Below are 24,606 nucleotides of genomic sequence, written 5' to 3' on the forward strand. Positions count from 1 at the left end.
TAGTCGCACAAAAGCCTTTTGCAACCCCGATCGCCGATCTATGCTTTTAAACAAGCATTATAAATGCAACTTTAAAAATAAAAGGAAGCGACTATGTTCTGTGTGCAATGTGAACAAACCATTCGAACCCCGGCAGGCAACGGCTGCGCGTATGCTCAGGGCATGTGCGGCAAAACGGCGGAAACCTCCGATCTGCAGGATCTGCTGGTGGCGGCGCTGCAGGGCCTCTCCGCCTGGGCGCTGCAGGCGCGTTCGCTGGGCATCGTCGACCACGAAATCGACAGCTTCGCCCCGCGCGCCTTCTTCGCCACCCTGACCAACGTTAACTTCGATTCCCAGCGCATCATCGGCTACGCGCGGGAAACCCTGCTGCTGCGCGACTCGCTGGCCGCCCGTTGCCGGCTGCTGGATGCCGGCGTGCGCGTCGATCACCCGATGGCGGCGCTGCAGCTGGCCGGCGACGATATGCCTGCGCTGCTGCAACAGGCGGCGCAGTTTGCCCTCGACAGCGACAAGGCCGAGGTGGGCGACGACATACACGGTTTGCGCCTGCTGTGCCTGTACGGCCTGAAAGGCGCGGCGGCCTATATGGAACACGCGCACGTGCTCGGCCAATTCGACGAGCAACTCTATGCCGACTACCACGCCTTTATGGCCTGGCTCGGCACCTGGCCGCGCGACGTCGACACCCTGCTGAACAACGCCATGGGCATCGGCAAGATGAACTTCAACGTGATGGCGATCCTCGATCGCGGCGAAACCCAGGCCTACGGCGATCCGCAGCCCAGCACGGTCAACGTGCGCCCGGTGGCCGGGAAAGCCATTCTGATTTCCGGCCACGATCTCAAAGATCTGCGCATGCTGCTCGAACAAACCGAAGGGCAAAACATCAACGTCTACACCCACGGCGAAATGCTGCCGGCGCACGGCTATCCGGAACTGAAAAAATTCAAGCACCTGGTGGGCAACTACGGCAGCGGCTGGCAAAACCAGCAGACGGAATTCGCCAAATTCCCCGGCCCGATCGTGATGACCTCCAACTGCATCATCGATCCTAACGTCGGCAACTACGGCGAGCGTATCTGGACCCGCAGCATCGTCGGCTGGCCGGGCGTCAACCATCTGGAAGGCGACGACTTCGGCGCCGTGATCCGCCAGGCACAGGGCATGAACGGCTTCCCTTACACCGAGATCGAACACCTGATCACCGTTGGCTTCGGCCGCCAGACGCTGCTGAACGCCGCCGACACCGTCATCGACCTGGTGTCGCAGAAAAAACTGCGCCACGTCTTCCTGGTGGGCGGCTGCGACGGCAGCCGCGACGAACGCAGCTATTTCACCGACTTCGCCCGCAGCGTGCCGCAAGACTGCCTGATCATGACGCTGGCCTGCGGCAAGTACCGTTTCAACAAGCTGGACTTCGGCACGCTGGAGGGGTTGCCGCGCCTGCTGGACGTCGGCCAGTGCAACGACGCCTACTCCGCCATCATGCTGGCGGTCAAGCTGGCGGATACGCTCGGCTGCAGCGTCAACGAGCTGCCGCTCAGCCTGGTGCTGTCGTGGTTTGAACAGAAGGCGATCGTCATTCTGCTGACGCTGCTGTCGCTGGGGGTGAAAAACATCGTCACCGGCCCGACCGCGCCGGGCTTCCTGACCGACAACCTGATGGCGATCCTCAACGAGAAATTCGGCCTGCGTCCGATCACCACCGTCGAGCAGGATATCACCGCGCTGCTCGCCTGATGCCGTTACGTTATGGGGCCGCCTGCGCCGGCCCCTTTGCTTTTTGAGGTGCCCGATGACTCAACCCACTCCGCTTTGCCCGAACCGCATGCAGGTGCATTCCATCCGGCGTGAAACCGCCGACGTCTGGACGCTGAACCTGATCTGCGACGTTTTCTATCCTTACCAGGCCGGCCAGTTTGCGCTGGTCAGCATCCGCAACAGCGAGGAGACGCTGCGCGCCTATACGCTCTCCTCCTCGCCCGGCCAGAGCCGCTTTCTCAGCATCAGCGTGCGCTGCCTGCCGGACGGCGTCGGATCGCGCTGGCTGACGCAAGAGGTCAAGCCCGGCAACACGCTGTGGCTGTCCGACGCGCAGGGCGAGTTCAGCTGCGAGCGCCACCCGGCCGATCGTTATCTGATGCTGGCCGCCGGCTGCGGCGTGACGCCGATCGTCTCGATGTGCCGCTGGCTGACCGCCAACCGTCCGGCCTGCGATATCGCCGCGATCGTTAACGTGCGCACCCCCGCCGACACGATTTTCGCCGATCAGTGGCGCGCACTGTGCGCCGCCCATCCGCAGCTGCGCCTGACGCTGATGGCCGAGCGGGATCTGCAGCCCGGCTACCTCAGCGGCCGCATCGATGAACAGACGCTGCGGCAGGCGGCGCCGGATATCGCCGAACGCACGGTGATGACCTGCGGCCCCGCGCCCTACATGGATCAGGTGGAGCAACTTTGCCGCCGGCTCGGCGTGCCGGCCGAGCGTTTCCATAAGGAGCAGTTCCACACGCCGGCGGCGCAGGCCGACGCCACCGAAGGGCTGACGCTGCGCGCCGCCCGCCCGCTGCGCGAATTCCGCGTGCCGGTCGGCAGCACCCTGCTGGCGGCGATGGAGGCCAATGCCCTGCCGGTCAACGCCGCCTGCCGCGCCGGGGTATGCGGTTCGTGCAAAACCCGCATTCTCGAGGGCGACTACACCACCACCAGCACCATGACGCTGAGCGCGGAAGAAATCGCGCAGGGCTACGTGCTGGCCTGCAGTTGCCAACTACAGGGCGACGTCACGCTGGCGTAATCCCTGGCCCCATCGCCGCGATGGGGCATTTATCGGCAAGTTCCCCCTCTTCAGCCCGGTTACACTTTTCCCCGTCCTACGCTCTTTACCCTTCCTGACCGCATCTCGTCCACAGCCGGTAAGCTATGCTTGCAGTTGTTCTGCTGCCACTCACCGGATCGAGTCCACATCGTTTTTCAAACCATGTTTGGGGGAACCATGAAGCAAACCGTAGCCACACTGATCGCCAAAACGCTGGATCAAGCCGGCGTAAAACGCATCTGGGGCGTGACCGGCGATTCGCTCAACGGCCTTAGCGACAGCCTGCACCGCATGGGCACCATCGAATGGCTGGGCACCCGCCATGAAGAGGTTGCCGCCTTCGCCGCCGGCGCCGAAGCCCAGCTTACCGGCCAGTTGACGGTGTGCGCCGGTTCCTGCGGCCCCGGCAACCTGCACCTGATCAACGGCCTGTTCGACTGCCACCGCAACCATGTGCCGGTGCTGGCGATCGCCGCGCATATCCCTTCCAGCGAAATCGGCAGCGGCTACTTCCAGGAAACGCATCCGCAGGAGCTGTTCCGTGAATGCAGCCACTATTGCGAGCTGGTTTCCAACCCGGAACAGCTGCCGCGCGTGCTGGAGATCGCCATGCGCAAGGCGATCCTCAATCGCGGCGTGTCGGTGGTCGTCTTGCCGGGCGACGTGGCGCTGCGCATGGCGCCGGAAGACGCGGCCGTGACCTGGCATACCCCGGCGCTGCCGCTGGTGCAGCCGCCGATGAGCGAGCTGAACAAGCTGGCGGAGACGCTGAACAAGGCGAAGAACATCACCCTGATGTGCGGCAGCGGCTGCGCCGGCGCGCACGATGAAGTGGTCAAGCTGGCCGAACTGCTGCAGGCGCCGGTGGTGCACGCGCTGCGCGGCAAAGAACATATCGAATGGGATAACCCGTACAGCGTCGGCATGACCGGGCTAATCGGCTTCTCCTCCGGCTACCACGCGATGATGAACGCCGACACGCTGGTGCTGCTCGGCACCCAGTTCCCCTATCGCGCGTTCTACCCCACCAACGCCAACATCATTCAGATCGACATCAACCCCGGCAGCATCGGCGCACACTGCCCGGTCAATATGGCGCTGGTGGGCGATATCCACACCACCCTCACCGCTCTGCTGCCGCAGCTGGAGCCGAAGCGCGACCGGGCGTTCCTCGACAAGGCGCTGGAGCATTACCGCAACGCGCGCAAGGATCTCGACGGGCTGGCGACCGCCAACGACGACCAACCGATCCACCCGCAGTATCTGGCGCAGCAGCTCAGCCAGTACGCCAGCGACGACGCCATCTTCACCTGCGACGTCGGCACGCCGACGGTGTGGGCCGCCCGCTACGTGAAAATGAACGGCAAGCGCCGCCTGCTCGGTTCGTTCAACCACGGTTCGATGGCCAACGCCATGCCGCAGGCGATCGGCGCTCAGGCCACCGCGCCGGATAAACAGGTGATCGCCATGTGCGGCGACGGCGGCTTCACCATGCTGATGGGCGATTTCCTGTCGCTGGCGCAGCTCAAGCTGCCGGTGAAAATCGTGGTGTTCAACAACAGCGTGCTGGGATTCGTGGCGATGGAGATGAAGGCCGGCGGCTACCTGACCGACGGCACCGATCTGCATAATCCGGACTTCGCGGCGATCGCCAACGCCGCCGGCATCAAGGGCATCCGCGTGGAAAAAGCCTCCGATCTGGACGGCGCGCTGCAGGAGATGTTGGCGCATCCCGGCCCGGCGCTGCTGGACGTGGTCACCGCCAAGCAAGAGCTGGCAATGCCGCCGCAGATCAAGTTCGAACAGGCGAAAGGCTTCAGCCTGTACATGCTGCGCGCTATCATCAACGGCCGCGGCGACGAAGTGGTTGAACTGGCGAAAACCAACTGGCTGCGCTAAGCAAGCTGCCCCGATAAAATAAAGGGTATATGATGCCATGTACCCTTTTCCTCTCCCTTACATTCCAGGAACCCTATGCTTATCGATCTACGCAGCGACACCGTTACCCGCCCCAGCGCCGCCATGCGCCAGGCGATGGCTCAGGCAGAGGTCGGCGACGACGTCTACGGCGATGACCCGACGGTCAACGCGCTGGAGGCCGAGGCGGTGCGCCTGTCAGGCAAAGAAGCGGCGCTGTTTCTGCCCAGCGGCACCCAGGCCAACCTGGTGGCGCTGCTCAGCCACTGCCAGCGCGGCGATGAATATCTGGTCGGCCAGCAGGCGCACAACTACAAATACGAAGCCGGCGGCGCAGCGGTGCTGGGCAGCATTCAGCCGCAGCCGATCGAGGCCGACGCCGACGGCACGCTGCCGCTGGACAAGCTCGCCGCCGCCATCAAACCCGACGACATCCACTTCGCCCGCACCCGGCTGCTGAGCCTGGAAAACACCATCAGCGGCAGAGTCTTGCCGCAGGCCTACCTGCAGCAGGCGTGGCAGTTTACCCGCGAGCGGCAGCTGGCGCTGCATATCGACGGCGCACGCATCTTCAACGCCGCCGTGGCGCTGAACCTGCCGCTGAAAGAGATCGTGCAATACTGCGACACCTTCACCATTTGCCTGTCGAAAGGGTTGGGCGCGCCGGTCGGATCGCTGCTGTGCGGCAGCGAGGCCTTCATTCAGCGTGCGCTGCGCTGGCGTAAGATGACCGGCGGCGGGCTGCGTCAGGCCGGCATCCTGGCGGCGGCCGGCCTCTACGCGCTGGAGCATAACGTTGCGCGGCTGCGCGAAGACCATGACAACGCGGCCTGGCTGGAGCAACAGCTGCGGCAGATCGGCGTGGAGATCGCCGCTCCCGGCGCGCAGACCAACGTGCTGTACCTGCACCAACCGCCGGCGCTGGCGGCCAAATTCGGCCCGTGGATGCGCGAACGCGGCGTGCTGATCAGCAGCGGCCCGCTGACGCGCATTCTGACCCACCTCGACGTCAGCCGTCAGGATCTGCAGCGGGTGGTCGAACTGTGGCGGGAGTTTCTTCAGCAGCACGCCTGATTTCCCCTCCTGGTACGCCGGGAGTCTCTTATCGCCCGCCGATGGCGTCGACAAAGCGGCGGGTGATCTGCTGCGGGCGCGTAATGGCGCCGCCCACCACCACCGCATGCGCCCCCATCCTCAGGCAGCGCGCGGCCATCGCCGGCGTTTCGACATTGCCTTCAGCGATGACCGGCACCGATACCGCCGCCAGCACCGCACGCAGAAAGCCGAAATCGTTATCCGCCAGTCGGGCGCCCCGGCTTTCGGCGGTATAGCCGTACAGCGTGGTGCCCACACAGTCGAAGCCCAACCTGGCGGCCCCTTGCGCCTCCTCCAGGGTGGCGATATCCGCCATCAGCAACAGCCGGGGATACCTGGCGCGGATCGCGGCGACCAACGCCGCCAGCTGCAACTCCCCCGGCCGCGGGTGGCCGGTGGCGTCCAGCGCGATCATCTGCGGCGCCGCCGCCATCAACTCATCGATTTCACGCAGGGTCGGCGTGATGTAGACGTCGCTGCCCGCATAATCGCGCTTTATGATGCCGATGACCGGCAGCGCCACCGTGCGCATGATAGCGTTGACGTCTTCGACGCCGTTGGCGCGGATCGCCGCCGCGCCGCCTTGCTCGGCCGCCAGCGCCATGCGCGACATGATAAAATCGCTGTGCAGCGGCTCGTCGTCCAGCGCCTGGCAAGACACCACCAGGCGCCCCTCAATCTGCTGTAAAATGGAAAGCGTCATAAATCCAACAACTCCTCGACTTCGTTTTTAATGATGGTGACGTGCGGGCCGTAGATCACCTGAACACCGTTGCCGCGAACGATAACCGCCCGTGCGCCGCTGGCCTTCAGCCCGCTTTCGTCCAGCAACCGGCTCTGTTTCACCGTCACGCGCAACCGCGTGGCGCAACAATCCAGTTCGACGATATTCTCTTTGCCGCCCAGCGCCGCCAGCACCTGCTGCGAGCGTTCGGTGCCCGTCATCACCGCTTCCGGCGCGGTTTCCGCCTCGCGCCCCGGCGTTTTAAAGTTGAAGCGCAGGATCAGGAAACGGAACGTGAAGTAGTACAGGAAGAACCAAGGCACCCCCGCCAGCGGGACGTACATCCAGTGAGTTTTCGCTTCGCCCTGCAGCACGCCGAACAGCATGAAATCGATAAAACCGCCGGAGAATGTCTGGCCGATGGTGATATGCAGGATGTGAGCGATCATGAACGCCAGGCCGTCGAACAGCGCATGCACCACGTACAGCGCCGGCGCGACAAACAGGAACGAGAATTCGATAGGTTCGGTGATGCCGGTCAGAAACGAGGTCAGCGCCGCCGACAGCAACAGTCCGCCGACGCGTTTGCGGTTCTCGGGACGCGCACTCTGGTACATCGCCAGGCAGGCGCCGACCAGGCCGAACATCATGGTGATAAAACGGCCGGACATGAAACGCGCCGTGCCGATGTAGAACTGCTGAGTATTCGGGTCGGCCAACTGGGCGAAGAAAATGCGCTGTGTGCCTTCCACCAGCTGTCCGTTGATCACTTCGCTGCCGCCAAGCGCGGTGGTCCAAAACGGTAGATAGAAGATGTGATGCAGGCCGAACGGCCCGAGCATGCGCAATACGAAGCCGTAGATAAAGGTACCGAGATAGCCGCTGGCGTCTACCAGCCCGCCCATGCCGAAGATCAACTGTTGGAAATGCGGCCACACCACCGTCATCAGGGCACCGACCGCCATCGCCGCCAGCGAGCTGACGATCGGCACAAAGCGCGAGCCGCCGAAGAAACCCAAGAACGGCGGCAGCGCGATCTTGTTGTAGCGGCCATGCAGATACCAGGTCACCAAACCGATGACCACCCCGCCGAACACCCCGGTCTCCAGCGTCTGGATCCCGAGAATCGTTCCCTGCCCCACCGCGCCCGCGTTCTGCGTGGCCAGCGTGCCGTTGATTTTCAACAGCGCATTGATGGTGGCGTTCATTACCAGATAGGCGATCAGTGAGGCCAGCCCCGCCGTGCCCTTGTCGCTTTTGGTCAGCCCCACCGCCACGCCGACCGCGAACAACACCGCCAGGTTGGCGAACACGATAGCACCGGCACTGGCCATCACGGTAAATATGCTTTGCAACCAGCCGACGTCGAGGAAGGGATACGCCTCGACGGTATTGGGATTGGACAGCGCACCGCCGATCCCCAACAGCAGGCCGGCCGCCGGCAGCACGGCGATCGGCAGCATGAACGACTTGCCGAACCGCTGGGCTTTTTCGAACCAGCCGCCGGAGCGCGGCAATTCTGGTGTTGACATAAATTTTCCCCCGACATCATTTTTATGATAAAAATTTTTACCACATAAAAATAGTTTCAATGAAAAATTTATTCATAACGATGATCGGCTTCACAATCCGTCGATTTCACTGGCGAGCCGCGGCGTCTTTCCGCCACAATAGAAACGGGAATACTCAGAAAGGTAACGTGATGAATACAGGCAACTTGTTATTGCGGCTGCGGCAGGATTTGGCGGGGTACAGCCCCACGCTGCAAAAGCTCGGCAACTATCTTCTTGCGGAGCCCTCCCGCGCCGTTTACCTGACCATCACCGAACTGGCGCGTGAAAGCGCCACCAGCGAAGCCAGCGTCACGCGGCTGTGCCGCCATCTCGGCTGCAAAGGCTATACCGAATTTAAAATGGCGCTGGCCCTCAGCTTGCAACAAAGCCAGCCGGAAGCGGCGACGCGGCAAAGCGCGGCGGAAAATTTGGTGGAAGAGAGCGTACAGGCGCTGCGGGATACCGGCGCGCTGTTGGATCCGCAGGCGCTGCAACAGGCGGCGGACAGCTTGCAACGTTGCGCTTCGGTGCAGATTTACGGCGTCGCCGCCAGCGCCATCATCGGCGACTTCCTGCACTACAAGCTGTTGCGCCTCGGCAAACCGGCGCAGCTGTTCAGCGACATGCACCGGGCGGCGATGAATGCAGCCTCGCTGAGTGAGCGGGATCTGCTGATCGTCATCTCCAGTTCCGGCTCAACCAAGGACGTGCTGCATGCGGTGACGTTGGCCAAAGGGCGCGGCGCACGCGTGATCGCCGTCAGCAATACCCAACGCAGCCCGCTGGCCAAGATGGCGGATACGCTGCTGGTGGCGGCCAAACCGGAAGGGCCGCTGACCGCTGGCGCCCTGCCGGCCAAGGTCGGCGCCATGCTGCTGGTGGAGTTGATGATCGCCGAACTGACTCAGCGCGATCCCGCCTACGCTCAGGCGATGCAGACCACCGCCAGCGCGACTCTGCCGCTGCTGCTGTAATCAGAAGATCCAGCGGCCGTAAACCCAGTACCACAGCCCCAGCACCGCCGCCAGGTTGAGCGCCACGCTGAGGATGAACCAGGTTTTAAACGGCTGCTTCTGGGTCTTGTGGCGAAACAGCTGCTGCGCCAGCAGCGCGCCCAACCAGCCGCCCAGCGCGCCGAACAGCAACAGCGTCGTCTCCGGCACCCGTCGCCATCCCTTGCGCGCCGCCAGCTTATCGCCGCCGTAGATCAGAAACGTCAGCAGGTTCGCCAGCAGCAACCCCATCCACACCGGATGCGGCGAGAACAGGCTGGCGATCAGCGCCAGGCCCAGCAGGGCGTAACAAATCACATTGAGCTTCATGACATCCGGTCTTCGTTCGATAAGGGGCGCGTAGTGTGAACCTGCGCCGCGGCGGATGCAACTGGCTTATACCCATACAAAAAGTGCATTTAAATCCTGAATTTGGCATCCTGTCGTTCTGCGACTCTTTCACCGCACAAGGCGGCCCGATGACACCCCAACGCGTACTGGTTCTTGGAGCCAGCGGCTATATAGGCCAGAACCTGATCCCGCACCTGATCGAACAGGGGCACCAGATTACCGCCGCCGCGCGGCGCATCGAGTGGCTGCAGGAGCAGAACTGGCCGCAGGTCAACTGCCTGTATGTCGATCTGTACCGCCCGGACACCCTGAGCGCGGCGCTGTGGGAGATCGATACGCTGTACTATCTGGTGCACGCGATGGGCGACGGCGACAACTTTATCGAAAAGGAGCGCCAGGCGGCGGAAAATCTGCGTGACGCGCTGCGCAATGCCGGCGTCAAGCAGGTGATCTTTCTCGGCGCGCTGCAGCCGAACGACGACAGTTCGCCGCACCTGGCGGCCCGCCGCCTGACCGGCGAGATCTTGCGCCAGAGCGGCGTGCCAGTGACCGAGCTGCGCGCCGGCATCATCGTCGGCCCCGGCTCGGCGGCGTTCGAAGTGATGCGCGACATGGTCTATAACCTGCCGGTGCTGACGCCGCCGCGCTGGGTGCGCTCGAAGTCCTCGCCGGTGGCGCTGGAGAACCTGCTGGTTTACCTGGCCGATCTGCTGGCGCACCCGGCACAAGAACACCGCATCTTTGACGTCGCCGGGCCGGAATACCTCAGCTATCAGGATATGTTCAAACGCTTTATCGCCATCAGCGGCAAGCGGCGCTGGCTGATCCCGATCCCCCTGCCGACGCGGCTGATTTCAGTGTGGTTCATCAGCCTGATCACCTCGGTGCCGACGCTGATCGCGCGCGCGCTGATCCAGGGCCTGAAGCACGATCTGCCCGCCGACGGCAAACCGTTGCAGGCCCTGATCCCGCAACGTCTGCACACCTTCGATCAGGCGGTCACCGCCACGCTGCAGCGCGAACTGGAGGTGGTCGATTCCGCCGACTGGGGCTACGATCCGGCGGCGCGGGCCCGCTGGCGCCCCGGCTACGGCTATTACCCGAAACAGGCGGGATGTTCGCTCGACACCGCCGCCTCCAGCCAGGCCCTGTGGCAAACGGTGCAGCAGCTGGGGGGCGAGGAAGGCTATTTCTACGCCAATATCCTGTGGCGGATCCGCGCCCGCATGGACGACATGATCGGTAACGGCGTGGTCTATGGCCGCCCGGCGCGCGCGGCCCTGGCGCTGGGCGACGAGATCGACGGCTGGAAAGTCATCACGCTGAAGCCGCTGCGGCAGCTGGCGCTGCTGTTCGGCATGAAGGCGCCCGGCCTGGGGCGGCTGAGCTTCACCATCACCGATCACGGCGATCGCCGCACGCTGGACGTGCGCGCCTGGTGGCACCCGGCCGGCTTCAGCGGGCTGCTGTATTGGTTCGCCATGATGCCCGCGCATCTGTTTATTTTTCGCGGCATGGCGAAGCGCATCGCCGAGCTTGCCGAGAATCTGGACCGCCAACAGCGCTGAACGGCGCTCATTTGTCGATCAACCGCACAGTTTGCCGCTGTGCTTCGGGGCTTTCCGATTGCATAGCGCACGAAATCACGGAAGAATGGCATCTTATTTGCTGGGAGCGCCGCAAGCGCCCGCCGGTATTCCGATTTTGGGTGAGAATAGAGTCCGTTATGAAGGTATTGGTCACCGGTGCAACCAGTGGGTTAGGCCGTAACGCCGTTGAATATCTGCGCCGCCAGGGCATCAAAGTGCGCGCCACCGGCCGCAACCAGGCGATGGGCGGCCTGCTGGAAAAAATGGGCGCGGAGTTCATTCATGCCGATCTCACCAACCTGATCTCTTCGCAGGCCAAAGCGATGCTGGCGGACGTCGATGTGCTGTGGCACTGCTCCAGCTTTACCTCGCCCTGGGGCACCGAAGAAGCCTTCGAACTGGCCAACGTCCGCGCTACCCGCCGCCTCGGCGAATGGGCGGCGGCCTATGGCGTGGCGCAGTTCATTCACATCTCTTCCCCGGCGATCTATTTCGACTACCACCATCACCGCAACGTGACCGAAGACTTTCGCCCGCAGCGTTACGCCAACGAGTTCGCGCGCAGCAAGGCCGCCGGCGAGCAGGTGATCCAGCAATTGGCACTGTCCAATCCGCAGACCCATTTCACCATTTTGCGCCCGCAGGGCCTGTTCGGGCCGCACGACAAGGTGATGTTGCCGCGGTTGCTGCAGATGATCAAACGCTACGGCAACCTGCTGCTGCCGCGCGGCGGCGCGGCGATGGTGGACATGACCTATCTGGAGAATGCGGTGCACGCCATGTGGCTGGCGACGCTAAAAGAAGACACGCCGTCCGGCCGCGCCTACAACATCACCAACCAGCAGCCGCGCCCGCTGCGCACCGTGGTGCAGCAGCTGATCGACGATTTGGGCATGAAGTGCCGCATCCGCTCCGTCCCCTATCCGATGCTCGACATGATGGCTCGCGGCATGGAGCGCCTGGGCAGCAAAAGCGAAAAGGAGCCGGTGCTGACCCATTACGGCGTCGCCAAACTCAACTTCGACCTCACGCTCGATACCACCCGCGCGCAGCAAGAGCTGGGCTATCAGCCGATCGTCTCGCTGGAAGAAGGCATCGCGCGCACCGCCCGCTGGCTGAAAGATCACGGCAAACTGCACGGCCTGTAATCAACGCCACGCGCCGTACTTCAACAGCAGCGCATCGATAATCGCCTCACTCTCTGCATCCGGTTCACCGCGAACATCGTCGGGCCGGAAATGCATCTGAAACGCCGCCAGCACATTGCGCTGCTGCCGCGCATCCCATGACGAATCAACCGCGTAGCCGTAACGCGCCAGCTTATCAAGCAGCGGCGCCAGCGGCACCGGCGCATGACGATCGCGCCCCGCCAGCAGTCGCTGCACGTCTGCCTCGTCCGGCCAGGCGCCGATGCCGGCCTGCGCCAGTTGTCGCCAGGGGAACAGCGGGCCGGGATCCTGTTTGCGCTGCGGTGCGATGTCGCTGTGCCCCACCACGTCCTGCGGCTGGATGCCATAGCGTTGGATGATGTCGCGGCTCAGCGGAATCAGCACGGCGATCTGCTCCGCCGTGTAGGGCTGCCAGTGGGTGAATAGCATGCTGCGGGTGAACCCCTTGTTGACGATTTCGATGCCGATCGAGGTGTCGTTGAGATTGCTGCGCCCGCGCCAGCCGCTGGCGCCGGCATGCCAGGCGCGCATCGCCTCCGGCACCAACCGGTACACCGTCGGTTTGCCGTGTTCGCGCTGCGGGTGCGCCGGCAACAGGTAGTGCGCGCTGACGTGTTCGTCGGTCAGCGTTTTCAGCGATGAATGGAAATCTTCCGCCGTATAGTGCATCACCAGAAACCGAATGCGCCGATCGGCGCCCTGCGCCTGATGCAAGGTTTCGAGCTGGTAAGCGCCACGATCGACGAGCGTGTCTTGCTGCGGATTTTGGCATCCCGCCAACAGCGCGGCGGCGATGATCCCTGGCCAAATTTTCACTCATCCTCCCTGTGGTTTGATGATTTGGTCTAGCGTTAACGCTAAGCAATAGTCGCCACGGAAGCCACCCGCCGACAAAGTAAAAACGCCCCGGCGTGAGCCAGGGCGTTAAGGCATGGGATTAGCGGCCGACTTTCACCGCGGTGCCGCTGACGGTCACCATCAGCATGCTGCCATCTTTACCAACGGTTTCATAATCGATATCAATGCCGACCACCGCGTTGGCGCCCAGCTCTTTCGCCTGATCTTCCAGCTCTTCGAACGCGATCAGGCGCGCCTTGCGCAGCTCTTTCTCGTAAGCGCCCGAACGGCCGCCGACGATATCGCGCACGCCGGCGAAGAAATCACGAAAAATGTTGGCGCCGAGAATCGCTTCGCCGGTGACGACGCCGCAGTATTCGGTGATGGTAAACCCTTCCAGGGTCGGGGTAGTTGAAAGCTGCATCAGAACTCCTTGTTTGATTAATTCAACGTATCTATGACCAGAAGATTGACATTATGTTCGCTTAATCAATGGCACGCAGTACGAATGCAAGGCCAAAAAACGCATTTATACTGTAAGCTATCGGTCTTCATGGTAGAGACTTTCACATAAGGTAATAAGATGAAAACAAAAACGATTGCGGCTGTTTTACCCTTAGCGCTGTTGCTGAGTGCCTGTACCACGGTGGAACCGGCATACAAGGAAATCGGCACCCGCAGCGGCAGCTGTGTGGAAGGCGGCCCGGATACGGTCGCGCAAAAGTTCTATGACCTGCGCATCCAGCAGGGCGCCGGCCTGCCGGACAGCAACCGCCTGGCGCAGCTGCAGCCTTATCTGAGCAAAGTGCTGTATCAGGATCTGGTCAGCACCGCTCAAAACCCGGGCAAGCATCAGATTACCGGCGATCTGTTCTCCGGCAATGCGCAGGGGCCAAGCAGCGCATCCGTCGCCAGCGCCTCGACCATTCCTAACACCGATGCGAAGAACATCCCGCTGCGCGTTGACCTGAGCTACCAGAAAGACGCCAACAGCACCGTGAACTGGCAGGACGAAGTGCTGATGGTGCGCGAAGGCACCTGCTGGGTGGTTGATGATATTCGCTACCTGAATGTTCCAGCGCACGCCACCAACGGCAGCGTACGCCAGGTGCTGGAAAACCAGTAACCCGCTTCCCCCGGCCGACGCGGGCTTGCCGCGTCGGTCATCCCGCCGCCCGTCTACCGCTCGAATTTCGTCCAATAGAAAAAATTTCGCTACCGATCTCACAGCCTGCGCCACAAATCCCCTCCCTCGGCTTGAGTCGCGGTATCTTGTGCTAATCTTTTACTGTCCCGCCGCACACTCATAAATTTTAACGCACAAAGATTGCATAAGTATTCTGTGGAAGTTAACATTTGCGGCATCAATGTCTATTCAATTCTGGCGCATGAGTATTCAACTTAACGGTATCAATTGCTATTACGGCGCTCACCAGGCGCTGTTTGACATCACGCTGGAATGTCCAGCCGGGGAAACCCTGGTGCTGCTTGGCCCAAGCGGCGCCGGGAAAAGTTCATTGCTGCGGGTGCTGAACCTGCTGGAAATGCCGCGTTCGGGCCAACTGCAGATCGCCGGCAACCAATTCGACTTCAGGCAGGCGCCGGGCGAGAAAGCCATTCGCGAACTGCGCCAAAACGTCGGCATGGTGTTCCAGCAATACAACCTGTGGCCTCACCTCACCGTGGTTCAGAACCTGATCGAGGCACCTTGCCGCGTGCTGGGTCTGACCAAGGCTCAGGCGATGGAGCGCGCCGACAAGCTGCTCAAGCGTCTGCGCCTGACCGACTTCGCCGATCGCTTCCCGCTGCACCTTTCCGGTGGCCAGCAGCAGCGCGTGGCGATCGCCCGCGCCCTGATGATGGAGCCGCAGGTGTTGCTGTTCGATGAACCGACCGCAGCGCTGGATCCGGAAATCACCGCCCAGATCGTCAGCATCATTCGCGAACTGGCCGGCACCGGCATCACGCAGGTGATCGTCACCCACGAAGTGGAAGTGGCGCGCAAAACCGCCAGCCGCGTGGTGTACATGGAAAACGGCCACGTAGTGGAGCAAGGCGACAGCAGCCACTTCACGCAGCCGCGGACCACCGAGTTTGCTAATTACTTATCACACTAACAATTAACTTGCTGTAATTTGGGGAGTTTGCGATGAAAAAACTAATAATCGCCGCCGTTCTGGCCGGCATCAGCGTTTCCGTCTCCGCAGCCGAAACCATCCGTTTCGCTACCGAAGCCTCCTATCCTCCGTTTGAATTTATTGACGCCGGCAACAAGATTCAGGGTTTTGATGTCGATCTGGCCAACGCGCTGTGCAAAGAAATGCAGGCCGAGTGTACCTTCACCAACCAGGCGTTCGACAGCCTGATCCCGAGCCTGAAGTTCAAGCGTTTCGATGCGGTGATGGCCGGTATGGACATTACGCCGGAGCGTGAGAAGCAGGTGCTGTTCACCAAGCCTTACTACGATAACTCGGCGCTGTTCATCGCGCAGAAAGGCAAAATTGCCGACGTGGCGGCGCTGAAAGGCAAGAAAGTCGGCGTGCAAAACGGCACCACCCACCAGAAATACCTGACCGACAAGCACCCGGAAATCACCACCGTGCCTTACGACAGCTATCAGAACGCCATTTTGGATCTGAAGAACGGCCGCGTTGATGCGGTGTTCGGCGATACCGCGGTGGTCAACGAGTGGCTGAAGCAGAATGACGCGCTGGCGGCAGTGGGCGCCAAAGTGACCGACAAAGACTACTTCGGCACCGGCCTTGGCATCGCGGTGCGCCAGAAGAACACCGATCTGCAGGGCAAGTTCAACGCCGCTCTGGACAAGATCAAGCAGGATGGGACCTATGAAACCATCTACAAAAAATGGTTCCAGCAGTAATACGCCCAAATGAATGAATTACAACCTTTAGCAAGCGCCGCCGGCATGACCGTCGGCCTTGCCGTTTGCGCCCTGATCCTCGGGCTGATTCTGGCGATGCTGTTCGCCGTATGGGAATCGTCCCGCTGGAAAGCGGTCAGCTGGCTCGGCACCGCCTGGGTGACCGTGTTGCGCGGCCTGCCGGAAATCCTGGTGGTGCTGTTTATCTATTTCGGCTCGTCGCAGCTGCTGCTGATGCTCTCCGACGGCTTTACCCTCAACCTCGGTCTGTTCCAGCTGCCGATTCAGTTGGCGATCGACAATTTCGAAGTCAGCCCGTTCCTGTGCGGGGTGATCGCCCTGGCTCTGCTCTATTCCGCCTACGCCTCGCAGACGCTGCGCGGCGCGCTCAAAGCGGTGCCGCAGGGGCAGTGGGAATCCGGCCAGGCGCTTGGACTGAGTAAGGCGGCGATCTTCTTTCGCCTGATCATGCCGCAGATGTGGCGCCACGCCCTGCCCGGCCTCGGCAATCAGTGGCTGGTGCTGTTGAAAGACACCGCGCTGGTGTCGCTGATCAGCGTGAACGATCTGATGCTGCAAACCAAGAGCATCGCTACCCGCACCCAGGAGCCTTTTACCTGGTATGTGATCGCCGCGGCCATCTACCTGCTGGTGACGCTGTTCAGCCAATACGTCATCAAACGCATTGAGCTGCGCGCCACGCGCTTTGAGCGGGGGCCGGCCTGATGATTGAATATTTGCCGGAGATCCTCAAAGGGTTGCACACCAGCCTGACGCTGACCGTCGCCGCGCTGATCGTCGCACTGGTGCTGTCGCTGCTGCTGACGGTGATCCTGACGCTGAAAACGCCGATCCTGACGCCGCTGGTCAAGGCCTATGTGACGCTGTTCACCGGCACGCCACTGCTGGTGCAGATCTTCCTGATCTACTACGGCCCCGGCCAGTTCCCGGCGATCCGCGACTACCCTTGGCTGTGGAACCTGCTGTCGCAGCCCTGGCTGTGTGCGATGATAGCGCTGGCGCTGAACAGCGCGGCCTACACCACGCAGTTGTTCTACGGCGCGGTGCGCGCCATTCCCGCCGGGCAGTGGCAATCGTGCGAAGCGCTTGGCATGTCGCGCCGGCAGACGCTGCGCATTCTGCTGCCGTTCGCCTTCAAGCGCGCGCTGTCGTCTTACTCCAACGAAGTGGTGCTGGTGTTCAAAAGCACCTCGCTGGCCTATACCATCACGCTGATGGAAGTGATGGGCTACAGCCAGCTGATGTACGGCCGCACCTACGACGTGATGGTGTTCGGCGCCGCCGGCCTGGTGTACCTGTGCGTCAACGGCCTGCTGACGCTGCTTATGCGCCTGGTGGAGCGCCGCGCGCTGGCGTTTGAACGCCGCAACTGAGGCCGCCGCCCCCATGAGCCCCGCCATTGTGCGGGGCTTTTTTTACCCCTCAAGACAATACTTAATCATTTATATTGCATTTTAATTCACTCAATGGCAGGGTTAACAACAGGCATTCGCGCAAAAACCTCTGGCGATTACCAGTAAAAACAAACGATAGCGAATAATCACTTTCAGGATCCAGACAGGAGCTCTACGCATGAAAAAACTGCTGCTTGCCGCGACGATGTTAGCCGGGATGACCTTTAACGCCACCGCGGCCGAAACCATCCGCTTCGCCGCCTCCGCCACCTACCCACCGTTCGAATCGCTCGACGCCAACAACCAGATCGTCGGCTTCGATATCGATCTGGCCAACGCGCTGTGCAAGCAGATGCAGGCGCAGTGCACCTTCACCAACCAGGCGTTCGACAGCCTGATCGCCGCGCTGAAATTCAAGAAATACGATGCGGTGATTTCCGGTATGGACATCACGCCGGAGCGCAGCAAGCAGGTCGCTTTCACCCAGCCTTACTACGCCAACTCGGCGATCGTGATCGCGCAAAAAGGCAAGTTCAGCTCGCTGGCGGATCTGAAAGGCAAAAAGCTCGGCATGGAAAACGGCACCACCCACCAGAAATACATGCAGGACAAGCATCCGGAGATTAACACCGTTTCTTACGACAGCTACCAGAACGCCATTCTGGAGCTGAAAAACGGCCGCATCGACGGCGTGTTCGGCGACACCGCCGTGGTGAACGAATGGCTGAAAACCAACCTGCAGCTGGCGCCGGTGGGCGAGCACATCACCGATGCGCAATACTTCGGCACCGGTCTCGGCATCGCGGTGCGCCCAGACAACCAGGCGCTGCTGGCCAAGCTGAACGCCGCGCTGGACGCCATCAAGGCCGACGGCACCTACAAAGCCATCAACGACAAGTGGTTCCCGCAGTAAGCAATAAGGCCCGGTTATCCGGGCCTTATGTTTTATAAAATCCGCACCAGCAGCGTCAGCACTTCGTAGTGCGAGGTATGCGGGAACATGTCGAACAGCTGCACCCGTTCGATGCGATACCCCGGCAACATCTCGATATCTTTCGCCATGCTCTCGGCGTTGCAGCTCGAATACAGAATATAGTCCGGCGCCATCCGGCTCAAATAGTCGCACAGCGCCTGGCCGATGCCGCGCCGCGGCGGATTGACCAGCACCAGCTGCGGCACCTGGCCTTCGGCGGTGGCGAAGCGGGTGGAATCGAGCGCTTGAAAATCTACCTGCAACAACCCTAACCGCTGCGCCGACTGGCGCGCACAGGCGATCGCCTCCGCGCTGATTTCGATGCCGGTCAGGCGCGTCTGCGGCTGCGCGCAGTGCAGGCCGAAACCGCCGACGCCGCAGAACAGATCCCACATGCTGTCGATACCCAGCGCGCGCACCCAGTCGCGGGCGGTGGCATACAGATCGGCGGCCACCTGCGGGTTGGTCTGAAAGAAGCTTTGCGGGCGGATGAACAGCGGCACCTGATTGAACTGTTCCTCCAGCGCCTGCTGTTCGGTCAGCGCGATCTCGCGCTCCCCTTCCATGATCGCCATATGCACCGGTTGAATATTGGCGGAGATCACCCTGAGCTGCGGCAGCTGCTGCTGCAGCCACGGCAGCGCGGCGCGCAGCTGTGCCAGTTTGGTTTCCGAGCGCAGCACGAAACGCAGCATCACGCCGCCGTCGAGCGTGCTTTCGGTCAGCAGCAGGTATTTCAGCTCGCCACGTTTGCGCGCCACGTTATACGGCGTCAGGCCGGCGCGGGCGATAAAGCTTTTCAGCACAGCAAACATCGGCGCAAAGCCGGCGGGGTACAGCGGGCAGTCGCTCAGATCGACCGGCGTGCCGTCGCGGTGCAGCATGCCGAGCAGCGGTCGCTCCACGCTGCCGCTGACCACCATCTTGGCTTTATTGCGAAATGCGCTCAGTTCCCCCGCCACCGGCTGCAGCCACTGCGCGACGTCGCGCCCGGCCAGCAGCGATTGCAGGTGATGCTGTTTGTCGGCCAGTTGCTGCGGATAGGGCTTTTCCAGCCACTGACAGGAACGGCAGGTGCCCGCCGTATACAAAGCGCAATGCATGAAGATTACCGTGAAGTTCAGGATGACGAATTAAGGGCGCAGAGTTTACCACTCCGCGCGCCTAAAATCTCACTTGCGCGCGGTGAAGAAGCGGCGGCTGGCGGCAGGAACGAACAGCAACGCCAGGATCACCACGTCGGGGATCTTTTGCAGGATCAGAACGTGCAGGATTTGGCCGCTGGTTTCCCCCTCCACGGTGAACACCTCGGGGAAGAGGCTGCCGATGGTGGCCAACAGCAGGTAAAGCACCACGATGCACTGGCAGACCACATAGCCCCAGCGCCCCCAATTGCGGCCGCGCATCACCGCAAAGCCGCAGCTGATTTGCAGGCACAGCAGCATCAGGCCGGCCAGAAAGATAAAGGTGGAATCCCACGCCTGCGCGCTGGTGTTGACGAACTCCTGCGCGCCGTCGACGCCCAGCTCACCCAGCAGCAGCACCACGCTGATACACTTGATCGCCACCATGGCGGTGCCCGCCACCATCACCGGCACCGGCGCATCCGAAGTCGATCCCATTCCCTGCCCGCTTTTCAGCATGTCTGACATATCCGTGTTCCGCTACGACGCGCCACCTATACAGGTGGCACATGTAAAGTCAGGTAGTTAGTTGCAATACTTATTGATTGCAAAAATAGCAGGTTTGTTACGATTCAGCTACGGGCCGCCCGCTGCAATTCACGCGATCGTTGTTTTTCCGAGCGCGCCATAAACCACCAGGCGATCAGGCCGAGGATGCCCACCACCAGCAGGATCAGGCTGGCCAACGCGTTAATTTCCGGGTTCACCCCCATGCGCACGCTGGAGAACACCAGCATCGGCAGCGTGGTGGCGCCCGGGCCGGAAACGAAACTGGCGATCACCAGGTCATCCAGCGACAGGGTGAACGCCAGCATCCAGCCGGAGATCAGCGCCGGCGCAATCATCGGCAAGGTGATGACGAAGAACACCTTCAGCGGCGGCGCCCCCAGATCCATTGCCGCCTCTTCAATCGAGCGATCCACCTCGCGCAGACGCGAACTGATGACCACCGCCACATAAGCGGTACAGAAGGTGACATGCGCCAGCCAGATAGTGAACATGCCACGTTCCGACGGCCAGCCGAAGGCATGCCCCATCGCCACGAACAGCAGCAGCAGCGACAGGCCGGTGATCACGTCCGGCATCACCAGCGGCGCGGTCAGCATAAACGCGAAGCCGGTTGAACCGCGAAAGCGGCCGAATCGCACCATCACCACGGCGGCGATGGCCCCCAGTACCACCGCGGCGGTGGCGGAGGCGGCGGCGATGGTCAGGCTGAGCCCCACCGCGCTGATCATCGCCGAATCGTGGAACAGTTCGCTATACCAGCGCGTGGACCAGCCGGCCCACACCGTCACCAGCTTGGAGCTGTTGAAGGAGTAGATCACCAGCATCAGCATCGGCGCATACAGGAAGGTAAAGCCGACAGTCAGGATGGCGATGCGCCACGGTGAACGCACTACCGGCAAGTTGTTCATTCCTGCCCCCCTATTTCCTTGTTCTGGTGTTTGTGGAACCACAAAATTGGCACGATCAGCAACAGCAGCATGATGGTGGCGACCGCCGAGGCCACCGGCCAGTCGCGGTTATTGAAGAACTCCTGCCACAGCACGCGGCCGATCATGATGCTGTCCGGCCCACCGAGCAGTTCCGGGATCACGAACTCCCCCACTGCCGGAATGAACACCAGCATCGAACCGGCGATGATGCCGCCGCGCGTCAGCGGCACGATCACGCTGAAGAAGGTTTTCAGCGGCCGGGCGCCCAGATCCAGCGACGCCTCCACCAGCGAGTAATCCAGCCGGATCAGCGCCGTGTAAATCGGCAGCACCATAAACGGCAGATAGGAATAAACGATGCCGATATACACCGCCAGGTTGGTGTGCAAGATCACCAGCGGTTGATCGATCACCCCTAGCCACATCAGAAAGTTATTCAGCGTGCCGTTGTTTTTCAGGATCCCCATCCAGGCGTAGACGCGGATCAGGAACGAAGTCCAGGAAGGCAGGATCACCAGCAACAGCAGAATGTTGCGGGTCGACGCCTTGCTGTGCGCCACCGCCCAGGCCAACGGATAGCCGATGATCAGGCAACACAGCGTCGAGACCGCCGCCACGCGCAGCGACTGCAGGTAGGCATCGATATACAACGGATCGTCGGTCAGCTGCAGGTAGTTGGCGAAGTTGAGCGCAATGTTCAGCTTGCCGTCCACCCAGCTCATCAGCTCGGTGTAGGGCGGCACCGCCAACGCCAGCTCCGCCAGGCTGATCTTGAACACGATCAGGAACGGCAGCATAAACAGCAGCGTCAGCCATAAATACGGCAATGCGATCACCAGCTTGCGGCCGTGAGCCATCAGCAGGCGATGGAACAGGGCCTTGAGGGTGGAGGGCGTTTTGGCCGGCGGTTCCGGCGTGCGTTCAGAAAGCAGGGTCATACGGGTTACTCCTCACCGGCTCTACTACACCGTCAACACGACGCAGCTGTCGGTTTCCCAACACAGACGCACTTCATCGCCCCAGGTGGGCATCCCCTTGCGGAAACGATGGCCGTTTTGCAGCTGGGCGCTGATAATCTGCCCGCTGTGCAGCTTCACGTGGTAGATAGACAGATCGCCCAGGTAGGAAATGTGCGCCACTTCCCCCACCGCGAAGTTGCAGCCGTCTTCCGGCACTTGTTCGCACAGCAGGATCTTTTCCGGCCTCAGCGCCACCTGGATCGGCACACCGTCCACCACCGAGGCATCCGGATCCACCTTGATCGCATGACGCAGCCCAGGGCTTTGCAGGATCAGCGCATCGTCGTGGCGCTCCAGCAGCACACAGTCGAAGACGTTGACCGAACCGATAAACTCGGCGCTGAAGCGGCTATTCGGATGCTCGTAGATCTCTTCCGGCTCGCCGATCTGCACGAACTTGCCGCGGTTCATGATGGCGATGCGCCCCGCCATGGTCATCGCCTCCTCCTGATCGTGCGTCACCATCACGCAGGTCACGCCGACGCGCTCGAGAATGTCGGTCACTTCCAGCTGCATGCGATCGCGCAGCTTCTTGTCCAGCGCGCCCATCGGTTCATCCAGCAGCAGCAACTTCGGCCGCTTGGCCAGGCTGCGTGCCAATGCCACCCGCTGCCGCTGGCCGCCGGAAAGCTGGTGCGGTTTGCGTTTGGCGTACTCCTGCATGTGCACCAGCGCCAGCATTTCGGCCACCCGCTCGGCGATCTCCGCCCGCGGCATTTTGTCCTGCTTCAGGCCAAACGCGATGTTCTGCTCCACGGTCATGTGCGGAAACAGCGCGTACGACTGAAACATCATATTGATCGGCCGCTGGTACGGCGGCACATGCGACATATCCTGCCCGTCGAGCACGATCTGCCCTTCCGTCGGCTGTTCAAAGCCGGCCAGCATGCGCAGCAAGGTGGACTTGCCGCAGCCGGACGGGCCAAGCAGCGCAAAGATCTCGCCCTTGTAGATGGTGAGGCTGACATCTTCGACCGCATTCTGCCCGTCGAAGGTTTTGGTGAGGTTACGGATTTCCAGCAGAGGGGTGAAAACCTTCTGCGACTTGGCTTGAGGACGAGGAATAGCGTCGTTCAATCGGGGTGCTCTCCGGCGTAAAGCGGCACAAAACCACGGCGAGCGCCGTGGCCCAAAACGGCAATGCAGGCGGGGAGCGCCCGCCTGCCGGTTTACCGACGATGGGGGGGATCCCCCCCATCATCACTTCCCGCTTTTAACTTTAGTCCATGCGCGGGTAATGACACGGTCCAGCTTCGGCGACTGCACGTTGAGCGTGAACAGCTTGGCGCGCAGATCGGCCGGCGGATAGACGTTCGGGTTCTCGCGCACTTCGGCGTTCACCAGCGGCGTGGAGTCTTTCACCGCATTGGCGTAATAGACATAGTTGCTGATGCCCGCCATCACGTCAGGTTTCATCAGGAAGTTCAGGAACTGGTACGCGGCGTCTTTGTTCTTGGCGTCCGCCGGCATGGCGAACATGTCAAAGTAGGTCAGCGCTCCCTCTTTCGGGATCGCGTAGGCCACGTTCACGCCGTTCTTCGCCTCTTTGGCGCGGTTGGCCGCCTGCATCACGTCGCCGGACCAGCCGATCGCCACGCAGATATCACCGTTAGCCAGATCGTTGATGTACTGAGAAGAGTGGAAGTAACGAATGTTCGGCCGCAGTTTCAGCAGCAGATCGTTGGCCGCGCCGGTGTAGTCCGCCGCATTGGTGCTGTTGGGATCCTTGCCCAGGTAGTGCAGCACGGTGGCGTAAACCTCGCTCGGCGCATCGAGGAAGGAGACGCCGCAGCTTTTCAGCTTCTCGAGGTTTTCCGGCTTGAGGATCAGATCCCAACTGTCGACAGGCGCGTCTTTGCCCAATGCCGCCTTCACCTTGTCGACGTTATAGCCGATGCCGGTGGTCACCATCAGGTATGGGATGCCGTATTTGTTGTCTTTATCGTTGTGTGCAACCAGCTTCAGCATCTCGGGATCGAGATTCTTGTAGTTGGGCATTTTGCTCTTGTCGAGCGGTTCGAAGATGCCGGCCTGCGACTGGCGTTCGAGGAAGTTGGATGAAGGAACCACCAGATCATAACCGGTGCTGCCCGCCATCAGTTTGCCTTCCAACACTTCGTTGGAGTCAAAGACGTCGTACACCACTTTGATACCGGTTTCTTTCTGGAATTTGGCCAGGGTATCCGGCGCGATATAGTCGGACCAGTTATACACGTGCAGCGTTTTCTCTTCGGCTGACGCATTGACGGACGCGGCCATCAACAGGCCGGCAACCACACCCGATAACCACTTTTTACGTTGGGTGACCATCCGTAACTTCCTCCAAAACAGGGTGAATCATAGAATTGAACTTGTATCTGCAGCGATACAAAACCTTTCCTGATTGAGCGCAATCGTTGCAACCGCGAAATGAATGGCTATGCATATGATTGCATGCGCCTTTTTACACTGCCCTGCTCGCGTGGTTACAAGGGAAATCGCAAGCCCTTTGCAGAATCAGCAGCATAGCCGCTGCCATCGCAACCCGCCAGCCCCCAGGGTAAAAAACGCCTTTTATCGATTTTTTATGCAGTTTTCTCTATGTGATACGCCATTAACGGTACAAAAGGCGAGAAAGATCGGGCGGCAAAGGCCAAAGTGCAGAATA

At 61.3% G+C, this 24,606-nt stretch carries 24 protein-coding genes; 13 read left to right on the forward strand and 11 right to left on the reverse strand.

Features of this window, described 5'->3' with window-relative positions; translation table 11 throughout:
• The first annotated feature begins 93 nt into the window (after positions 1-93).
• From hcp to ltaE, 4 genes are all read left to right on the forward strand, one after another.
• Positions 94-1,743, forward strand: a complete 1,650-nt coding sequence (gene hcp / locus L085_RS20030; protein ID WP_044031544.1) for a hydroxylamine reductase — start codon at positions 94-96, stop codon at positions 1,741-1,743.
• 55 nt (positions 1,744-1,798) lie between these two features.
• The gene (gene hcr, locus L085_RS20035; protein ID WP_044031545.1) at positions 1,799-2,800 is read left to right on the forward strand and encodes an NADH oxidoreductase; all 1,002 of its coding nucleotides are present in this window, start codon (positions 1,799-1,801) and stop codon (positions 2,798-2,800) included.
• A gap of 198 nt (positions 2,801-2,998) precedes the next feature.
• On the forward strand, positions 2,999-4,720 hold the full coding sequence (gene poxB / locus L085_RS20040; protein WP_044031546.1) for a ubiquinone-dependent pyruvate dehydrogenase: 1,722 nt from the start codon (positions 2,999-3,001) through the stop codon (positions 4,718-4,720).
• A gap of 75 nt (positions 4,721-4,795) precedes the next feature.
• The gene (ltaE, locus tag L085_RS20045; RefSeq protein ID WP_044031547.1) at positions 4,796-5,812 is read left to right on the forward strand and encodes a low-specificity L-threonine aldolase; all 1,017 of its coding nucleotides are present in this window, start codon (positions 4,796-4,798) and stop codon (positions 5,810-5,812) included.
• A 28-nt stretch (positions 5,813-5,840) separates the two neighbouring features.
• Here the strand turns inward: ltaE and L085_RS20050 are convergent, their stop codons facing one another.
• Together L085_RS20050 and L085_RS20055 are read right to left on the reverse strand one after the other, a co-directional pair.
• Positions 5,841-6,536 carry an N-acetylmannosamine-6-phosphate 2-epimerase gene (locus L085_RS20050; protein ID WP_044031548.1) on the reverse strand — a complete coding sequence of 232 codons (696 nt, stop codon included), beginning with the start codon at positions 6,534-6,536 and terminating at the stop codon, positions 5,841-5,843.
• Positions 6,533-8,089, reverse strand: a complete 1,557-nt coding sequence (locus L085_RS20055) for a PTS transporter subunit EIIC (protein WP_044031549.1) — start codon at positions 8,087-8,089, stop codon at positions 6,533-6,535. Before L085_RS20055 ends, L085_RS20050 begins: the two co-directional genes overlap by 4 nt.
• A 167-nt stretch (positions 8,090-8,256) precedes the next feature.
• Between L085_RS20055 and L085_RS20060 the strand changes: the two genes are divergently transcribed.
• Positions 8,257-9,084, forward strand: a complete 828-nt coding sequence (locus L085_RS20060; protein WP_028127982.1) for a MurR/RpiR family transcriptional regulator — start codon at positions 8,257-8,259, stop codon at positions 9,082-9,084.
• On the opposite strand, the gene L085_RS20065 is transcribed toward L085_RS20060, so the two are convergent.
• Complete coding sequence (locus L085_RS20065; RefSeq protein ID WP_004928387.1) at positions 9,085-9,432, reverse strand: DUF1294 domain-containing protein; 348 nt, start codon at positions 9,430-9,432, stop codon at positions 9,085-9,087.
• 149 nt (positions 9,433-9,581) lie between these two features.
• Between L085_RS20065 and L085_RS20070 the strand changes: the two genes are divergently transcribed.
• Positions 9,582-11,021, forward strand: coding sequence for a DUF2867 domain-containing protein (locus L085_RS20070; RefSeq protein WP_044031550.1), 1,440 nt, complete (start codon positions 9,582-9,584; stop codon positions 11,019-11,021).
• Positions 11,022-11,179: 158 nt separating this feature from the next.
• Positions 11,180-12,190, forward strand: a complete 1,011-nt coding sequence (locus L085_RS20075; RefSeq protein WP_004928393.1) for an NAD(P)-dependent oxidoreductase — start codon at positions 11,180-11,182, stop codon at positions 12,188-12,190.
• On the opposite strand, the gene L085_RS20080 is transcribed toward L085_RS20075, so the two are convergent.
• Together L085_RS20080 and L085_RS20085 are read right to left on the reverse strand one after the other, a co-directional pair.
• Positions 12,191-13,027: an N-acetylmuramoyl-L-alanine amidase gene (locus tag L085_RS20080; protein ID WP_044031551.1), complete on the reverse strand. Its 837-nt coding sequence runs from the start codon at positions 13,025-13,027 to the stop codon at positions 12,191-12,193. It lies immediately after the preceding gene.
• A gap of 121 nt (positions 13,028-13,148) precedes the next feature.
• Positions 13,149-13,472, reverse strand: coding sequence for a heavy metal-binding domain-containing protein (locus L085_RS20085; RefSeq protein WP_044031552.1), 324 nt, complete (start codon positions 13,470-13,472; stop codon positions 13,149-13,151).
• A gap of 159 nt (positions 13,473-13,631) precedes the next feature.
• Here L085_RS20085 and L085_RS20090 point away from each other — a divergent pair, with 159 nt between their 5' ends.
• The 6 genes from L085_RS20090 (at position 13,632) to artJ (L085_RS20115) (ending at position 18,257) form a co-directional block, all read left to right on the forward strand.
• A complete protein-coding gene (locus L085_RS20090; RefSeq protein ID WP_044031553.1) occupies positions 13,632-14,174 on the forward strand; it encodes a lipoprotein in 543 nt (180 codons plus the stop codon).
• A gap of 262 nt (positions 14,175-14,436) precedes the next feature.
• Positions 14,437-15,165, forward strand: a complete 729-nt coding sequence (gene artP, locus L085_RS20095; RefSeq protein WP_004928406.1) for an arginine ABC transporter ATP-binding protein ArtP — start codon at positions 14,437-14,439, stop codon at positions 15,163-15,165.
• 32 nt (positions 15,166-15,197) lie between these two features.
• Positions 15,198-15,929 carry an arginine ABC transporter substrate-binding protein gene (gene artJ, locus L085_RS20100; RefSeq protein ID WP_044031554.1) on the forward strand — a complete coding sequence of 244 codons (732 nt, stop codon included), beginning with the start codon at positions 15,198-15,200 and terminating at the stop codon, positions 15,927-15,929.
• Positions 15,930-15,938: 9 nt separating this feature from the next.
• Positions 15,939-16,655 (forward strand): arginine ABC transporter permease ArtQ, encoded by a 717-nt coding sequence (gene artQ, locus L085_RS20105; RefSeq protein ID WP_004928413.1) that lies wholly within the window; start codon positions 15,939-15,941, stop codon positions 16,653-16,655.
• Positions 16,655-17,323 (forward strand): arginine ABC transporter permease ArtM, encoded by a 669-nt coding sequence (artM, locus tag L085_RS20110; RefSeq protein WP_015377298.1) that lies wholly within the window; start codon positions 16,655-16,657, stop codon positions 17,321-17,323. The genes artQ and artM overlap by 1 nt, the downstream gene beginning before the upstream one ends.
• Before the next feature lie 199 nt (positions 17,324-17,522).
• Entirely contained in the window at positions 17,523-18,257 is a 735-nt protein-coding gene (artJ, locus tag L085_RS20115; RefSeq protein WP_044031555.1) for an arginine ABC transporter substrate-binding protein, read from the forward strand.
• 32 nt (positions 18,258-18,289) lie between these two features.
• On the opposite strand, the gene rlmC is transcribed toward artJ (L085_RS20115), so the two are convergent.
• The 6 genes from rlmC to potF all read right to left on the reverse strand — a co-directional run bounded on the left by rlmC (position 18,290) and on the right by potF (position 24,269).
• Entirely contained in the window at positions 18,290-19,420 is a 1,131-nt protein-coding gene (rlmC, locus tag L085_RS20120) for a 23S rRNA (uracil(747)-C(5))-methyltransferase RlmC (protein WP_044031556.1), read from the reverse strand.
• 69 nt (positions 19,421-19,489) lie between these two features.
• Positions 19,490-19,969: a YbjO family protein gene (locus L085_RS20125; protein WP_049870692.1), complete on the reverse strand. Its 480-nt coding sequence runs from the start codon at positions 19,967-19,969 to the stop codon at positions 19,490-19,492.
• A gap of 104 nt (positions 19,970-20,073) precedes the next feature.
• Positions 20,074-20,919 carry a putrescine ABC transporter permease PotI gene (potI, locus tag L085_RS20130; protein ID WP_004938644.1) on the reverse strand — a complete coding sequence of 282 codons (846 nt, stop codon included), beginning with the start codon at positions 20,917-20,919 and terminating at the stop codon, positions 20,074-20,076.
• The gene (gene potH, locus L085_RS20135; protein ID WP_021504359.1) at positions 20,916-21,878 is read right to left on the reverse strand and encodes a putrescine ABC transporter permease PotH; all 963 of its coding nucleotides are present in this window, start codon (positions 21,876-21,878) and stop codon (positions 20,916-20,918) included. The genes potI and potH overlap by 4 nt, the downstream gene beginning before the upstream one ends.
• Before the next feature lie 24 nt (positions 21,879-21,902).
• Entirely contained in the window at positions 21,903-23,036 is a 1,134-nt protein-coding gene (gene potG, locus L085_RS20140; protein ID WP_044031558.1) for a putrescine ABC transporter ATP-binding subunit PotG, read from the reverse strand.
• A 123-nt stretch (positions 23,037-23,159) separates the two neighbouring features.
• Positions 23,160-24,269: a spermidine/putrescine ABC transporter substrate-binding protein PotF gene (potF, locus tag L085_RS20145; RefSeq protein WP_044031559.1), complete on the reverse strand. Its 1,110-nt coding sequence runs from the start codon at positions 24,267-24,269 to the stop codon at positions 23,160-23,162.
• Between the last annotated feature and the right edge of the window lie 337 nt (positions 24,270-24,606).

The sequence above is a fragment of the Serratia sp. FS14 genome (assembly GCF_000695995.1).
Lineage (GTDB): Bacteria > Pseudomonadota > Gammaproteobacteria > Enterobacterales > Enterobacteriaceae > Serratia > Serratia nematodiphila.

Excerpts from the sequence above, each read along its gene's own strand:
- hcp (WP_044031544.1), top strand. The coding sequence starts at position 94 with ATGTTCTGTGTGCAATGTGAACAAACCATTCGAACCCCGGCAGGCAAC.
- hcr (WP_044031545.1), top strand. The coding sequence starts at position 1,799 with ATGACTCAACCCACTCCGCTTTGCCCGAACCGCATGCAGGTGCATTCC.
- poxB (WP_044031546.1), top strand. The coding sequence starts at position 2,999 with ATGAAGCAAACCGTAGCCACACTGATCGCCAAAACGCTGGATCAAGCC.
- ltaE (WP_044031547.1), top strand. The coding sequence starts at position 4,796 with ATGCTTATCGATCTACGCAGCGACACCGTTACCCGCCCCAGCGCCGCC.
- L085_RS20050 (WP_044031548.1), bottom strand. The coding sequence starts at position 6,536 with ATGACGCTTTCCATTTTACAGCAGATTGAGGGGCGCCTGGTGGTGTCT.
- L085_RS20055 (WP_044031549.1), bottom strand. The coding sequence starts at position 8,089 with ATGTCAACACCAGAATTGCCGCGCTCCGGCGGCTGGTTCGAAAAAGCC.
- L085_RS20065 (WP_004928387.1), bottom strand. The coding sequence starts at position 9,432 with ATGAAGCTCAATGTGATTTGTTACGCCCTGCTGGGCCTGGCGCTGATC.
- L085_RS20070 (WP_044031550.1), top strand. The coding sequence starts at position 9,582 with ATGACACCCCAACGCGTACTGGTTCTTGGAGCCAGCGGCTATATAGGC.
- L085_RS20075 (WP_004928393.1), top strand. The coding sequence starts at position 11,180 with ATGAAGGTATTGGTCACCGGTGCAACCAGTGGGTTAGGCCGTAACGCC.
- L085_RS20085 (WP_044031552.1), bottom strand. The coding sequence starts at position 13,472 with ATGCAGCTTTCAACTACCCCGACCCTGGAAGGGTTTACCATCACCGAA.
- L085_RS20090 (WP_044031553.1), top strand. The coding sequence starts at position 13,632 with ATGAAAACAAAAACGATTGCGGCTGTTTTACCCTTAGCGCTGTTGCTG.
- artP (WP_004928406.1), top strand. The coding sequence starts at position 14,437 with ATGAGTATTCAACTTAACGGTATCAATTGCTATTACGGCGCTCACCAG.
- artJ (WP_044031554.1), top strand. The coding sequence starts at position 15,198 with ATGAAAAAACTAATAATCGCCGCCGTTCTGGCCGGCATCAGCGTTTCC.
- artQ (WP_004928413.1), top strand. The coding sequence starts at position 15,939 with ATGAATGAATTACAACCTTTAGCAAGCGCCGCCGGCATGACCGTCGGC.
- artM (WP_015377298.1), top strand. The coding sequence starts at position 16,655 with ATGATTGAATATTTGCCGGAGATCCTCAAAGGGTTGCACACCAGCCTG.
- artJ (WP_044031555.1), top strand. The coding sequence starts at position 17,523 with ATGAAAAAACTGCTGCTTGCCGCGACGATGTTAGCCGGGATGACCTTT.
- rlmC (WP_044031556.1), bottom strand. The coding sequence starts at position 19,420 with ATGCATTGCGCTTTGTATACGGCGGGCACCTGCCGTTCCTGTCAGTGG.
- L085_RS20125 (WP_049870692.1), bottom strand. The coding sequence starts at position 19,969 with ATGTCAGACATGCTGAAAAGCGGGCAGGGAATGGGATCGACTTCGGAT.
- potI (WP_004938644.1), bottom strand. The coding sequence starts at position 20,919 with ATGAACAACTTGCCGGTAGTGCGTTCACCGTGGCGCATCGCCATCCTG.
- potH (WP_021504359.1), bottom strand. The coding sequence starts at position 21,878 with ATGACCCTGCTTTCTGAACGCACGCCGGAACCGCCGGCCAAAACGCCC.
- potF (WP_044031559.1), bottom strand. The coding sequence starts at position 24,269 with ATGGTCACCCAACGTAAAAAGTGGTTATCGGGTGTGGTTGCCGGCCTG.